Raw genomic sequence first — 13,457 nt, forward strand, 5'->3', positions numbered from 1 at the left:
CGTCGAGGGTTGTGCCGCCAGAGGAGTGAACTGATTCGCTCACGCTCTCGACCCGCGCCCGGCCACCCCGTGTCCGCCTCCGCGGCGGCCCGCCGGTCAATCGATCTGACGATGTGTTGAACTCCACGGTCAGGGAGCCGGGGCGGCTCCGGAGGCGCGTGTCCCGGCGCACACCGCCCCGCGCGCACCCGCCGACGGTCTGTTCGATCTCGGCGCGGGTTTGCGGCAGGGCGGTGACCAGCCGGTGTTCCGGCTCGTTCCTCACCGGGACGCGGCGTGGGCCGGGGCGCACTTCGTCGCCGTCGGCACACGGACGAGAAGTCAGCGCGCCCGCCGCCCGTCCCGAGCGCCACCGTGAGCGAGGAAACCGCGCGATGCACCAGCCAGAACCCGACGTCGGAACCCGGGTCCTGCACCTCACCCAGCCCGTGGACGGTGGGGTCGCCCGGGTCGTGACCGACCTGGCGCGGGCCCAGCTCGCGGCCGGGCTGCATGTCACCGTGGCCTGTCCCGACAGCGCCCTCGCCGGGGGGCTGCGCTCCCTGGGCGCGGACGTACGGCGGTGGGAGGCGACCCGGTCGCCCGGGCCCTCGCTGCCCGGAGAGGTACGGCGACTGGCCCGCCTGCTCGACGAGGTACGCCCAACACTGGTGCACGCCCACAGCGCCAAGGCGGGGCTCGCCGGGCGGCTCGCGGTGCGGGGGCGGATCCCGACCGTGTTCCAGCCGCACGCCTGGTCCTTCGAGGCGGTCGGCGGGGCCACCGCCGCGCTCGCCCTCAAGTGGGAGCGGTTCGGGGCGCGCTGGGCGGCGCGGCTGGTGTGCGTGAGCGAGGCGGAGCGCACCACCGGCATGCGCGCCGGGATCTCGGGCCGGTGGAGCGTCGTCCCCAACGGCGTCGACACCCAGCGCTTCCGTCCCGCGCCCGCCGACGTCGTACGGGCCGGTCTCCTGCCGGGTCTCGACCCGGCCGCGCCGCTGGTGGTGTGCGTGGGACGGCTGTGCAGGCAGAAGGGGCAGGACGTCCTGCTGGAGGCGTGGAAGGACATCTCGGCGAGGGTGCCGGCCGCCCGGCTGGTCCTGGTCGGGGACGGTCCCGACGCGGAGCGGCTGCGGGCCGCGGCGCCGGAGTCGGTGTTCTTCGCGGGGGCCGCCATCGACACCGTCCCCTGGTACCGGGCCGCCGATCTGGTGGTGCTGCCCTCGCGCTGGGAGGGCATGGCGCTGGCCCCGCTGGAGGCGCTGGCCTGCGGCCGGCCGGTGGTGGTGTCCGAGGTGGACGGCGCGCGGGAGAGCCTGCCGGCCGCCCTCGCGCCCCGCTGTCTGGTGCCCGCCGGCGATCCGCCGGCGCTGGCCGGGGCCGTCGCCGGCCTGCTGTCCGACGCGCCGCTGCGTGCCTCGCTCGGCGTGCAGGGGCGCCGTCACGTCCTGTCCACGCACGACGTACGGCGCACGGCCGCAGCGGTCGCGGACCTGTACCGCGACCTGCTCGGCCCGGTGCCCGCGCCGAGAGTCGTGCCCACCGAGTCCAGGGAGTCCATCCACCCGTGACCGCGGAAAGCACTGCGGAGAGCACCGTCCCCTCGCCCGGCCCGGGGCCCGGGTACCCGCCGCTCTCGGTCGTTCCACGACGAAAGAGCGGCACGGGCCTCCGCTTCCCCACCCGGCGTCCCCCGGCCCCGCCCCCGCTGCAGCTGCTGCTCGCCGACGCCCTCGCCGCCCTCGCGGGCGCGGCGGCACTGCTCACCGCGGGACACCGGCCGCCGCTGGCGGCCCTGCTGCTGGCCACGGCCATAACGGTGCGCTCCCGGAGACCGAGTGCCGTGACCGGCGTCCTGGACGAACTGCCCACCGTCTGCGGCCGGATCGCGGTGGCCTGGCTGACGCTCGGCGCGCTCGTCGCGGCCTGGCACCCGGCGCACGCGCTCTCCGCACGCACCCTGCTCCTCGGCTTCACCCTCCAGACCGCGGCCGCCTGCGCCGGGCGCGGCCTCGCCCATCTGCGCCGCCGCCGGGCGCTGCTGCGCAGCCCGCGCGCCGCGCTGGTCATCGGCCCCGCCCCGACCGCCCAGCGGGTGGCCGCCGCCGTGCTGCGCCATCCGCGCTGCGGGGTGGAGCCGGTGGGCGTGGTCGCCGAACGGCCGGACGGCAGGGACGGACTGCCGGTGCTGACCACCGGCCAGGAGGTGCAGCGGGCCATCATCCAGAACGGCGTCCAGGACGTCCTGTGCGTCCACCCCGCCGTCCGCTCCCGGCAGAGCCCGCTGCTGCGGGCGCTGGCCGCGTCGGGCTGCACGGTGTGGGAGGTCGACGCCGACTCCCCCACGTACGCGAGCCGGGAGCAGCTCGCCGGGTTCGCCTGCCGCCGCCTGGACCTGGACCTCGGCCACCGGGGCAGCCTCGGCAAGCGGCTGCTGGACGTGGCGGTCTCCGGGATCCTCCTGCTGCTGCTCGCCCCGCTGCTGCTGGTGTGCGCGCTGGTGCTGCGGCTGACCGACGGGCCGGGGGTCGTCTTCCACCAGGAGCGCATCGGCAAGGACGGGCGCCCCTTCACCCTGCTGAAGTTCCGCACCCACCGCCCGGTCGACGAGCACGAGTCCGCGACCCGCTGGAGCGTGGCGGGCGAGGTGCGGATGACCCCCTTCTGCCGCTTCCTGCGCAAGACGTCGCTCGACGAGCTGCTCCAGCTGTGGAACGTGCTCAGGGGCGACATGAGCCTGGTCGGCCCGCGCCCCGAACGGCCCTTCTTCGTCGGCCAGTTCAGCCAGACGTACCCCGGCTACGCGGCCCGCCACCGGATGCGCACCGGCATCACGGGGCTCGCCCAGGTGCAGGGCCTGCGCGGGGACACCTCCATCGAGGACCGGGCCCGCTTCGACAACGCCTACATCGACAACTGGTCGCTGTGGCAGGACATCTGCATCCTGCTGCGCACCGCGGCCGCCCTCGTGCGGCCGACCGGGAGCTGAACCGTCCGATGACCCTGGTCCCCTCCGCGCCTCTGTCCCCGCCCCTGTCCCCGTCCCGGCCGCGCGCCCGGACCCTGTCGCCGGTGCTGCCGGTCGTCGCCGTGGTCGCCCTGCTCGGTCTGCCCGTCTCTCCCGGCGGGGGGGGCGGGGCCGGTCCGGCGGACGCGGTGTCCGCCCTGGTCGTCCTGTTCTGCGCGGTCCGGCTGCTGCGGCAGCGGCGGCGCCCGCTGTCGCGCCGAGCCGCGCTGATCCTGGGGCTGCCGGTGACGGGGCTCGCGCTCGCCGCGACGGGGGCGTCCTCGCCGGGCGAGGGGCTGACCGGCCTCGGCCGCTATCTCCAGGTCTTCGTGCTGGTCCCGGCGGCCGTGCTGCTGCTGATCCGCGACCGGTCCGACTTCCGGGTGGCGGCCTGGTCGTTCGTGGGGCTCGCGGGCTGGCAGGGGGCGGTCGGCGTCCACCAGTTCGTCACCGGTACCGGCGCCTCCTACCAGGGCGAGATGATCCGCGCGGTCGGCACCTTCGGGCCGCAGGACGTGATGGGCATGGCGACAGTCGTGTCGTTCGGCCTGATCTGCGCGCTGGGCCTGGCCCTCGGCGGCCGCTCCGTGCGGCAGCGCACGATCGCCACCCTGTGCGCGCTCGCGCTCCTCGCCCCGCTCGCCCTGTCCTTCAGCCGGGGCGCGTGGATCGCGACCGCGGTGACCTGCTCGGCGCAGCTCGTACTGGCCGGGCTCAGGCGTGCCCTGAAGGTGGCGGGCGTCGTGCTGGCCGCGGGGGTGGTGCTGGTCGGCGGCTTCGGGGTCGGTTCGGCGATGCTGCAGGAGCGCGTGAGCAGCATCACCCAGGTGACCGACGCCCCCGACCAGTCGGTCACCGACCGGTACACGATGTGGGCGGCCGCGGTCGGCATGTGGCGCGAACAGCCGCTGACCGGTGTCGGGTTGAAGGGCTTCCCCGAACACCGGGACGCGCACGCCTCGCTCGCCCTGTCCTCGGGCAGCGACACCGACGGCGCGGGCTCCGGGTTCGTCCGCCAACCGCTGCTCTCCCCGCACAACATGTACCTGCTGATCCTGAGCGAGCAGGGTCTCCTCGGGCTGCCGGCCCTGGCGGGCGGCTGGCTGGCCCTGCTGGTGTGCGGCCTGCGGAACCTGCTGCTGGTGCACCGGTCGTCCGGCCCCGGCCTCGACTGCGCCCTGGTCGCCTGCGGTCTGCTGACCTGGCAGCTCACCGACTTCTTCTACGCCGACATCGGCGGCCCCTCCACCGTCCTGACCGCCGTCGTCCTCGGCCTCGCGTCCTGGTGGGCCCTGGTGGGCGGGGAGGCCGGCACCCGATGAGGCCGACGTCCTCCCGCGTCCCTCCGGCCGACGGCGGACCGGCCGTACCGGGGGCCCGCTCCGCCGGACCCGCCGAACGGACCCCGCCCCACGAGGATGGTGAACTCCCCGCCGCCTCAGGGGGTTTCCTCGCCAGGGCCGCCCTTCTCACCGCAGTGCTCTCGGTCGCCGGTTCGCTGCTCGGGCTGGTCCGGGACCAGGCGCTGGCGCGGCTGTTCGGGGCGGGCAGCGACACCGACTCCTTCCTCGTCGCGTGGACCGTGCCGGAGTTCGCGGCCACTCTGCTGATCGAGGACGGGCTGGCCTTCGCGCTGATCCCGGCGTTCAGCATGGCGCTGGCCCGCCGTTCGCAGGGCGTCCCCGGCGACCCGGTGCGCGCCCTGGTCGCCGGGACGCTCCCACGGCTGTCGCTGGCGTTCACCGCCGTCGGCGCGCTGTGCGTCGGCATCGCGCCCCGGTTGGTCGGGGCGCTCGCCCCGGGGCTGCCCGACCCCGCCCTCGCCGTCGACTGCACCCGGCTCACCGCGACCTGCGTGGTCAGCTTCGGGCTCGCCGGGTACTGCAGCGCGGCCCTGCGCGCGCACCGCCGGTTCGTGGCGCCCGCGTCGATCTACGTGGCGTACAACGTCGGCATCGTCACCGGGATGTTCGTGCTCGGCGGGCGCTGGGGGGTGCGCTCGGCGGCGGCCGGGGTGGCGGCCGGCGGGTTCCTCATGGTCCTCGTGCAACTTCCTTCTCTGCTGCGGCAGTTGCGGAGGCGGACCACGGGGCGGGAGGCCGTCGCGGAGGAGCCGCGGCCGCTGGACACCGCGCTGCTGGTGACCGTGCTGCTGTTCGCGCTGTGCCGGCAGTCGCAGGTCCTCATCGAGCGGTTCCTCGCCTCGAACCTGCCCGCCGGGGCGATCTCGCACCTCAACTACGCGCAGAAGGTCGCGCAGATGCCGATGATCCTGTCGGTGATGGTGTGCACGGTCACCTTCCCGGTGGTCGCGCGGGCGCTCGCCGAGGGGGACACCGAGCGGGCCCGCAGCCGGGTGGAGCGGGATCTCTCGCTGGCCGCGTGCATCGTGCTGCTCGGCACCGCCGCCGTTGTGGCCTGCGCCCCGCAGATCATCGAACTCCTCTTCCAGCGGGGCGCGTTCACCGCGCGGGACACGGCCGCGACGGCCGGGGTGATGCGGGTGTACGCGCTCGGGCTGCTCGGCCAGACCCTGACCGGTGTGCTCGTGCGCTCCTACTTCTCGGGGGGCCGCGGCCGCTGGTACCCGGTGGGCGCGATGGCCTCGGGCATCGTCGTGACGTCCTGCGCCGGCGCGCTGACCGTGGGCCGCTGGGGCGTGTACGGGATCGCCGCCGCCAACGCCACCGGCATCACCGTCACCGCCCTGGTGCTGCTGGCCGGGACGGGCCCCCGCAGCGTCCCGATCCGGGTCCGGGGCGTGCTGCTAGAGCTGGGCCGGCCGGCGGCCGCGGCCCTGGGCGCGGCCCTGGCCGGGGTGCTCGCCGCCGAGCGATATCCCGGCCCGCTGTCCGGGCTGCTCGCCGGGGGTCTCACCGTGACCGCCGTGTTCCTCCTGCTCGGCCGGGCCCTGGGTGCCCAGGGCGTCGTCCGCGCACTCCGTTCCGTACGTTCCGCGACCCGAAGGCTGCCGTATGTCCGTTCCCGTTGACACCAAGGTTCCGTGGGTGGCGATGTACCACTCCGTGGGCGACTGCTCCGACGACCCCTACCGGGTCACGGTCACCCCCGAGCGGCTGGACGGGCAGCTGGCCTGGCTGACCCGCAGGGGCCTCAGGGGCGTCTCCATGGCGGAGCTGCTGGCCGCGCCCACCCGGAGAAACCTGGTGGGCCTCACCTTCGACGACGGCTACGCCGACTTCCTCACCGACGCCCTGCCGGTGCTGCGCCGGCACGACTGCACGGCCACCCTGTTCGTGCTGCCCGGCCGGCTCGGCGGGGAGAACGCCTGGGACCCGCTCGGCCCGCGCAAACCGCTGCTCACCGCCGACGGCATCCGGCGGGCCGCGGCCGAGGGCATCGAGATCGGCTCGCACGGCCTCACCCACGTCGACCTCACCCGCGCCGACGACCGCACCCTGAACGCCGAGACCGCCGGCAGCCGCACCGCGCTCGGCCAGCTGCTGGGCACCGAGCCGGCCGGCTTCTGCTACCCGTACGGGACGGTCGACGAGCGGGTCCGGGACGCTGTACGCGACGCCGGGTACACCTACGCCTGCGCGATCGACCCCGGGGAGCTCAACGGGCTGCACGTCTTCCCGCGCGTGCACATCGGGCAGAACGACACCTCCGCGCGCCTCCTCCTCAAGTACCGGCTGCATCCGCTGCGCCGCCGTCCCGTGCGGGGGCTGCGATGAGGGCCCTGCACATCATCACGGGGCTCGGGGTGGGCGGCGCCGAGCAGCAACTGCGGCTGCTGCTGCGGCACCTGCCGGTGGAGTGCGAGGTGGTGACGCTGACGAACCCGGGCCCGGTGGCGGACGGACTGCGGGCCGACGGCGTCCGGGTCACCGACCTCGGCATGCGCGGCAACCGCGACCTGGCCGCTTTCCCCCGGCTGGTCCGGCTCATCCGCTCCGGCGGCTACGACCTCGTCCACACCCATCTCTACCGCGCCTGCGTCTACGGCCGCCCGGCGGCGCGGCTCGCCGGGGTACGGGCGGTCGTGGCCACCGAACACTCCCTGGGGAACACGCAGTTGGAGGGGCGAAGGCTGTCCGCCGGGGTGCGGGCGCTCTACCTCGCCAGTGAGCGGCTGGGCCGCGCGACGATCGCCGTCTCCCCCGCAGTCGCCGACCGGCTGACGGCCTGGGGGGTCCCGGCCCGCCGGATCGCGGTCGTCCCCAACGGCATCGACCTGGCCGGCTTCCGCTTCGACCCGGCGGCCCGCGCACGCACCCGGCAGCGACTCGGCCTGCCCCAGGACGCGTACGTCGTCGGCTGCATCGGGCGCCTCACGGCGGCCAAGCGCTTCGACGTCGTGGTCCGCGCCCTCGCCGAACTCCCCTCCGACCACCGGCTGTTGCTGGTCGGCGGCGGCCCCGAGGAGGGCGTGCTGCGGCGCACCGCGCACGAGGCGGGGGTCGCCGGCCGGGTGCTGTTCACCGGCGAGCGGCCCTACGTCCCGGACGGCACCCCAGGGCCCGACCTGCCCTCGCTCGTCTGCGCCATGGACGTACTCGCCTCCCCGTCCCCCGAGGAGACCTTCGGCCTGGCGGTCGTGGAGGCACTGGCGTCCGGACTGCCCGTCCTCTACGCCTCCTGCCCCGCCCTGGAGCGCCTCCCCGCCCCCGGCGCCCGCCAGGTGAGCGGCGGGAGCTCGGCGTTCGCCCGCGCGCTGGCCGAGACGCGCGCCGCGCCGCCGGGCCCCCGCACCGCGCCCGACGCCGCCCGGCACTACGCCGTCACCCACAGCGCCGCCCGGCTCATGGACGTGTACACGGCCGCGCTGTCCGGACACCCCCTGCCGTCCGCCGCTTCCTCCGACGTCTCCGCTTCCCCGACACCCCAGGGAGTCAGTTCCCCATGACCGAGCACTCTCGCCGCCCCGCCGCCGCGCGCCGCGTCAGGTCGCTGCCGCCCTGGTCGCTGCTGGCCGCCGGGGCGGTCGCGGGCGGTCTCCTCGGCGGCGCGTACGGCGCCCTGCAGCCGCCCGTCTACACGGCGACCGCCTATGTCGTCGCCGTCCCCACCGAGAAGTCCGACCCGGCGGCCGCGCTGGGCTTCGCGCAGGCCTACGGGCGGGTCGCGACCCAGCTCGCGGTGCTCGGGGACGCCCAGAAGCGGGCGGGGGTGCCGGTGAGGACGCTCCAGCGGAACGTGCAGACGGCGACCTCGCCGGACGCCCCGATGGTCTCGATCACGGCCACCGCGTCGCGCGCCGACCTGGCCGCCGACATGGCCAACGCGGTCTCCCTCGCGCTGACCCGGCACTCCAAGGCCGTCCGGAAGACCACCAACGTCGAACTGGAGCAGTTCGCGCCCGCGGTCCGCCCCACCGACCCGTCCTCCCCGTCGCCGGTGCTCACCGGTCTGGTGGGGGCGAGCGCGGGCGGCCTGCTGGGCGGTCTGGCGCTGCTGGTGCGGCCGAGGCGCGAGGGGGAGTCGACAACGGCCGGGCCTGCCGCGCTGCCGGCTCCGGCGCTCGCCGCGGACGTCCACGGGATGGTGTGACACCGGTGTACATGACGAGACCGGGGTACACCGCGGAGTTCGTCACCGACGAGCGGGCCTTCGCCGAACTGGGCCCCGCCTGGGGCCGGCTGTACCGGCGGTGCGCGAGCGCCACCCCGTTCCAGAACCACGCCTGGCTGCACTCGTGGTGGCTGTCGTACGGCAGGCGCGGCCGGCTGCGTCTGCTGGTGGTCCGCGACGGCGGTGAACTCCGCGCCGTCGCCCCGCTGATGGCCGTCCGCCGGCCGGTGCCCGCGCTCGTGCCGCTCGGCGGGGCGATCTCCGACTACGGGGACGTCCTCGTCGACGACGAACACGCCGAACGGGCCGTCGCCGCGCTCACCGGGGGCCTCGCGAGGGCCGCCCGCACCGCGCTGATCGACTTCCGCGAGGTCCGGCCGGGCGGCGCGATGGAGCAGGTCTACGCGCACTGGCGCGGGCCCCGCCGGCGGGTGGGCGACTCGGTGTGCCTGGAGCTGCCGGCCGCCCCGATGGACGAGCTGCTCGCACGGCTGCCGTCGGCGAAGGCCCAGCGGGTGCGCGCCAAGCTGCGCAAGCTGACCGCGCTGGGCGTCGAGCGGCAGGCCGTACGGCCCGACGAGGTGGACGCCGCGCTGCACCGGCTCCTCGAACTGCACCGGTTGCAGTGGCAGGGGCGGAAGGTGACCGGCGAGCATCTGCGGCCGCGGTTCTGCGAGCACCTGGTGCGCTCGGTCGGCCCGATGGTGCGCTCCGGCGACGCGGTGGTCACCGAGTTCCGCCTCGGCGACGAGGTGGTGGCCGTCGATCTGACGCTGCTGTCGCGCCGGCTGGCGGGCGGCTATCTGTACGGCGCCCATCCACGGCTGCGGGAACGCAAGGCGGACGTGGCGGTGATGCTCCTCGACGCGTGCGCGGAGCACACCCGCAAGGGGGACCACGGCACGCTGAGCCTGCTGCGCGGCAACGAGCCGTACAAGCACCACTGGCGGCCCGAACCGGTGCTCAACCAGCGGCTGTTGCTGGCCCGGCGGCGCACCGCCCCGCTGCTGGCGGCGGCCGTCTGCGACGTGGCCGCGCGGCGGCTGGGCAAGGAGCTGGTGCAGCGCTGGGAGGCGCGCGGCAAGGAGGTGCTGGAGCGCTGGGAGCGACGGGGCAGGGGGCTGCCGGAGCGCCGCCGGCGGCGGACGGAGCGTGCCGGTGACGGCGGGACCTGACGCGGGCCCGCCGCCCCGGCACCGCGGCTCACCGGGACCGCGACCGCCGGTCGAGACGCAGGCACAGCTTGCCGCCGAGCCAGTTCTCGACCCAGCGGCCGAGGTCGACCGGGGAGCAGTTCGCCTGGGGCCGCGTGGTGACGGGTGCCGTGGGCGTCGCGGGGTCGGCCGGCGGCACGGAGGGGGCCGGGGTGGTGGGCGGCAAGGCGGGTTCCTCACTGCGGCCGGACAGGACCGAGCGGTAGATCTCGGACGCCTGCGGGTTCTGCCGGCACTGCCACACCCCGTGCGGGCAGTAGTCGGTCAGCATGTTGTAGAGAGGCTTGTGCTCGTCCATCCAGGCGAGCATGCGCCGCATGTACTCGGAATTGTCGCCGTTGCGGAACAGCCCCCACTCCGGATAGGACACGGGCTTGCCGTGGGCCTTGGCGAAGTCCACGTGTTCCTGGAGCCCGAGGGGTTCCGTCACCTGCTGGTCGAAGGACAGGCCGGACGGCTGGTCGTAGGAGTCCATGCCGACGATGTCGACGGTGTCGTCGCCCGGATAGCACTCGGTCCACGGCACGGAGTCGCGGCCCCGGCTCGGCGTGAAGTCGAAGCGGAACCGCTGTCCCTCCACGGCGCGCATGGTGGTGACGATCCGCTTCCAGTACGCCTTCCACGCGTCCGGGTCGGGCCCGCAGCGATGAGTGTAGGTGCTGCCGTTCATCTCCCAGCCGAGCACGATCACCGTGTCGGGCACCCGGAGCCCGACCAGCCGTTCGGCGAGCGCGCGGAAGTGGTGGTCGAACTCCCCCGCCGCGCCCCTCTGGAGCAGTTCACGCACCTCCGGGTCGGAGACCCCCTCCTCGTTGTGCTCCAGCATGGGCACGTTGAGGACGAGCATCCGGTCGTCCTTCTCCCGGCGCCAGTCCGCCCACACGTCGAGGAAGCCGGGCGGGCCCTCGATGTTGTGCCACCGGTCACCCGGCAGATAGGTGTGCCCGACCCGCAGCTCGGCCCCGCCCAGCCAGTCGCTGAGCTGGGCGATACGGCCCACACCCCGGGCGCCGTAGTCGAGGTAGGCACCGAAGGCGGGGACCTGCGGCGCGGGGACGGCGCTCGGGGTCGGGGGCGGGGACGAGATCGGGGTCGAGTCCGGGGTCGACGTCGAGATCGGGGTCGGGTCCGAGGTCGAGGTCGGGTCGGGCGAGGCCATGGCCGGTCCGCTCCCGGACATCAGTGCGGCGGACACCGCGACCGCCGCCAAGGCGACGGCCGGCCGCCGGAACCGGGCGCATCGCTGCTGTGGGGCCATGCCTGCTCCTTTCTGACACGTAGTCATATGAAAGTCACATAAAACGGAACTCTGCCACCGCTGTTACGGCGTACGAGTGCCCCACTCGCCCATACCGGTGAATACCTGGAGGAACCATGTCGGTACCACCGCTCGACACCCGCGTCCCCGCCGTCCTGCTGCGGATCGACCGCAACCCCTTCCACCACGGCACCCTGGGCGCCGTACGCTCACTCGGCCGCGCCGGGATCGACGTCCACGTCGTCGCGGACTCGACGGGAAGCCCCGTGCGCGCCTCCCGGTTCGTACGCCGGCTGCATCACCCGCCGCCGCCCGGCGCCGCGCCCGCCGACATCGCCGCCAACCTGCTGCGGGTGGCCGCCCTCGTCGAACGGCCCGCCGTACTGATCCCCATGGACGACGCGAGCGCGATCGCGGTGAGCCGTCTGCGCGAGGAACTCGCCCCCGCCTACCTGCTGCCCGGACAGCCCGGCGCCCTCCCCGAACAGGTCGCCGACAAGGCCGAGTTGGCCAGGGTGTGCACGGCCGCCGGCGTGCCCCACCCCGAAACCTTCGTCCCGGACAGCGCCTCCCAGGTGGTCTCGGCCGCCTGGCGGCTCGGGCTGCCGGTGGTGGCGAAGTGGAGCAGGCCCTGGCTGCTGCCCGCCGGAACCGGGCTGCGCAGCACGGTCGTCGTGCACTCCGTCGACGAGGCGCGCGAACTCTACCTGCGCACCGAGGAGGCCGGCAGCCGGCTGCTCCTCCAGGCGTTCCTGCCGCCGGCCCCGAACCGCGACTGGTTCTTCCACGGGTACACCGACCGCTCCGGCGCACTGCGCGGCGGCGGCGTGGGCCGCAAGCTGTGCGCCTGGCCGCGCGGGGCGGGACTGACGGCGGTGGGCCGCTGGACCGAGAACCCGCAGGTCCACGCCCTCGCACAGCGGCTCGTCGGCGACCTCGGCTACCGCGGCATCCTCGATCTCGACTTCCGCCGCGACGCCACCGGCGCCTACCACCTGCTCGACTTCAACCCGCGCCCCGGCGCCCAGTTCCGGCTCTTCGCCGACGCCGCCGGACTGGACGTCGTCCGCGCGCAGCACCTGGACCTGACGCACCGCCCGCTGCCCGACGGGGTGCCGCGGCCGGGCCGGGCGTTCGTGGTGGAGAACTACGCTCCGCTGGCCGCCCTGCGCCGGGCGCCGCGCGGCCGGGAACTGGCCTGGTACGCCGCCGACGACCCCGCCCCCGGCCGGGCCATGTGGGGCCTGTGGTGCGCCCATGTCGCCCGTCGGCTGCTGGACCGGCTGCCCCGCCCGGCGGACCGCGCCGTACTCCCCTCCCCCCGGCCCGCGCCGGTCCCCGTGGCGCAGCCCACCGACGACGAGAGGGCGGGCAGCCACTGATGCACGGCCTCCTGGCGGCCGGCGCGGGCTCGTACGGCTGAACGCCGTACCGCCGTGGGTGCCGGGCGCGCGAGGCGTCCGGCACCCGGCTGGATCACCGACGGGACGCGGTCCTGCCTCGCCGGTACAGCACGGCGCCACCCGCGATCAGCAGGGCGCTGACACCCGAGGCGGCCAACAGTGCCTTGGCCTCGCTGCCGGTGTGCGACATCTGGGGAGGCTCATGGGGCGGAGTGGTGTGCGGCGGGTGGGTGTGCGGGGGTGCGGAGTGGGACGGGCGGCTGTGCTCCGGAGTGGTGTGGGGTGGGGTCGTGTGGGGTGGGGTCGTGTGCGGAGGGTGGGTGTACGGCGGCGGCGTCGTCGGAGGCGCCGTCGTGTGCGGGGGATGCGTGTGGGGCGGCTTGGTGGTCGGGGGCTGGGTGGTCGGGGGCGCCGTGGTGTGCGGCGGGTGGGTGTGCGGCGGCTTCGTCGTCGGAGGCGCCGTCGTGTGCGGGGGGTGGGTGTGCGGAGGCCTGGTGTGCGGCGGCTTGGTGTGGGGCGGTCTGGTCGTGGGCGGCGCGGTGGTGTGCGGTGGCGTGGTCCCTCCGCCGTGCGGCGGATGCGTGTACCCGCCGCCGTGGCTGGAGTCGTCGTCCCCGTGGTCGGAGCCGCCGTAACCGGAGTCGCCGTGGCCGTGCTCGCCATGACCGTGCTCGCCATGGCCGTGCTCGCCATGGCCGTGCTCGCCATGGTCGCCGTGGCCGTGGCCTTGCTCGCCGTGGCCGGAGTCCCCGTGACCGGAATCCCCGTAACCGGAGTTCCCGTGTCCGTGGTCACCGTGGCCGGAGTCCTCGTAGCCGGTGGCGCTCGCGACCACCTCCGGCGAGGCCGTGGCTGTCCCGTTCGCGCGTGAGTCCGCGAGAGCGGCGCCACCGCACAGGGACAGGATGCTCGTCGCGGCGGCCGCCGCGACCATTCCCTTGCTCAGGGTCTGTCGCAATCTCGTAGTCTTCCTACTTGAAGAAGTGGGAAAGGCCGGCCCCGGACGCACGAAAGCTGTCTGGTGGCCGGCCTCGGCCCAGCCGTACGGCCGGAGTGGCGTG

Annotated in this window: 11 protein-coding genes; 9 read left to right on the forward strand and 2 right to left on the reverse strand. The window is 75.0% G+C overall.

Going from position 1 to position 13,457, the window contains the following annotated elements:
- Nucleotides 1-374 precede the first annotated feature (374 nt).
- Genes ABT057_RS15990 through ABT057_RS16025 form a run of 8 tightly spaced genes read left to right on the forward strand, consistent with a single transcriptional unit; the run spans nucleotide 375 to nucleotide 9,696 of the window.
- Entirely contained in the window at nucleotides 375-1,550 is a 1,176-nt protein-coding gene (locus ABT057_RS15990) for a glycosyltransferase (protein WP_352343570.1), read from the forward strand.
- Nucleotides 1,547-2,968 (forward strand): sugar transferase, encoded by a 1,422-nt coding sequence (locus ABT057_RS15995; RefSeq protein ID WP_352343571.1) that lies wholly within the window; start codon nucleotides 1,547-1,549, stop codon nucleotides 2,966-2,968. The genes ABT057_RS15990 and ABT057_RS15995 overlap by 4 nt, the downstream gene beginning before the upstream one ends.
- Nucleotides 2,969-2,976: 8 nt before the next feature.
- Nucleotides 2,977-4,308, forward strand: a complete 1,332-nt coding sequence (locus tag ABT057_RS16000) for an O-antigen ligase family protein (RefSeq protein WP_352343572.1) — start codon at nucleotides 2,977-2,979, stop codon at nucleotides 4,306-4,308.
- Nucleotides 4,305-5,978: a murein biosynthesis integral membrane protein MurJ gene (murJ, locus tag ABT057_RS16005; protein ID WP_352343573.1), complete on the forward strand. Its 1,674-nt coding sequence runs from the start codon at nucleotides 4,305-4,307 to the stop codon at nucleotides 5,976-5,978. Before ABT057_RS16000 ends, murJ begins: the two co-directional genes overlap by 4 nt.
- Nucleotides 5,962-6,684, forward strand: a complete 723-nt coding sequence (locus ABT057_RS16010) for a polysaccharide deacetylase family protein (protein WP_352343574.1) — start codon at nucleotides 5,962-5,964, stop codon at nucleotides 6,682-6,684. Before murJ ends, ABT057_RS16010 begins: the two co-directional genes overlap by 17 nt.
- On the forward strand, nucleotides 6,681-7,856 hold the full coding sequence (locus ABT057_RS16015; protein WP_352343576.1) for a glycosyltransferase: 1,176 nt from the start codon (nucleotides 6,681-6,683) through the stop codon (nucleotides 7,854-7,856). The genes ABT057_RS16010 and ABT057_RS16015 overlap by 4 nt, the downstream gene beginning before the upstream one ends.
- Complete coding sequence (locus ABT057_RS16020) at nucleotides 7,853-8,500, forward strand: YveK family protein (protein WP_352343577.1); 648 nt, start codon at nucleotides 7,853-7,855, stop codon at nucleotides 8,498-8,500. The genes ABT057_RS16015 and ABT057_RS16020 overlap by 4 nt, the downstream gene beginning before the upstream one ends.
- A gap of 11 nt (nucleotides 8,501-8,511) precedes the next feature.
- Nucleotides 8,512-9,696 carry a GNAT family N-acetyltransferase gene (locus ABT057_RS16025; RefSeq protein WP_352343578.1) on the forward strand — a complete coding sequence of 395 codons (1,185 nt, stop codon included), beginning with the start codon at nucleotides 8,512-8,514 and terminating at the stop codon, nucleotides 9,694-9,696.
- 28 nt (nucleotides 9,697-9,724) lie between these two features.
- Here the strand turns inward: ABT057_RS16025 and ABT057_RS16030 are convergent, their stop codons facing one another.
- Nucleotides 9,725-10,993, reverse strand: coding sequence for a glycoside hydrolase family 26 protein (locus tag ABT057_RS16030; protein WP_352343579.1), 1,269 nt, complete (start codon nucleotides 10,991-10,993; stop codon nucleotides 9,725-9,727).
- A 116-nt stretch (nucleotides 10,994-11,109) separates the two neighbouring features.
- Between ABT057_RS16030 and ABT057_RS16035 the strand changes: the two genes are divergently transcribed.
- The gene (locus ABT057_RS16035) at nucleotides 11,110-12,375 is read left to right on the forward strand and encodes a carboxylate--amine ligase (RefSeq protein WP_352343580.1); all 1,266 of its coding nucleotides are present in this window, start codon (nucleotides 11,110-11,112) and stop codon (nucleotides 12,373-12,375) included.
- Nucleotides 12,376-12,469: 94 nt separating this feature from the next.
- Here ABT057_RS16035 and ABT057_RS16040 read toward each other — a convergent pair whose 3' ends face one another.
- Nucleotides 12,470-13,354: a hypothetical protein gene (locus ABT057_RS16040; RefSeq protein WP_352343581.1), complete on the reverse strand. Its 885-nt coding sequence runs from the start codon at nucleotides 13,352-13,354 to the stop codon at nucleotides 12,470-12,472.
- Nucleotides 13,355-13,457: the final 103 nt, after the last annotated feature.

The organism is Streptomyces sp. NPDC002588 (genome assembly GCF_040295925.1).
GTDB lineage: Bacteria > Actinomycetota > Actinomycetes > Streptomycetales > Streptomycetaceae > Streptomyces.

Excerpts from the sequence above, each read along its gene's own strand:
- ABT057_RS16035 (WP_352343580.1), top strand. The coding sequence starts at position 11,110 with ATGTCGGTACCACCGCTCGACACCCGCGTCCCCGCCGTCCTGCTGCGG.
- ABT057_RS16000 (WP_352343572.1), top strand. The coding sequence starts at position 2,977 with ATGACCCTGGTCCCCTCCGCGCCTCTGTCCCCGCCCCTGTCCCCGTCC.
- murJ (WP_352343573.1), top strand. The coding sequence starts at position 4,305 with ATGAGGCCGACGTCCTCCCGCGTCCCTCCGGCCGACGGCGGACCGGCC.
- ABT057_RS16010 (WP_352343574.1), top strand. The coding sequence starts at position 5,962 with ATGTCCGTTCCCGTTGACACCAAGGTTCCGTGGGTGGCGATGTACCAC.
- ABT057_RS16025 (WP_352343578.1), top strand. The coding sequence starts at position 8,512 with ATGACGAGACCGGGGTACACCGCGGAGTTCGTCACCGACGAGCGGGCC.
- ABT057_RS16020 (WP_352343577.1), top strand. The coding sequence starts at position 7,853 with ATGACCGAGCACTCTCGCCGCCCCGCCGCCGCGCGCCGCGTCAGGTCG.
- ABT057_RS15990 (WP_352343570.1), top strand. The coding sequence starts at position 375 with ATGCACCAGCCAGAACCCGACGTCGGAACCCGGGTCCTGCACCTCACC.
- ABT057_RS16030 (WP_352343579.1), bottom strand. The coding sequence starts at position 10,993 with ATGGCCCCACAGCAGCGATGCGCCCGGTTCCGGCGGCCGGCCGTCGCC.
- ABT057_RS16015 (WP_352343576.1), top strand. The coding sequence starts at position 6,681 with ATGAGGGCCCTGCACATCATCACGGGGCTCGGGGTGGGCGGCGCCGAG.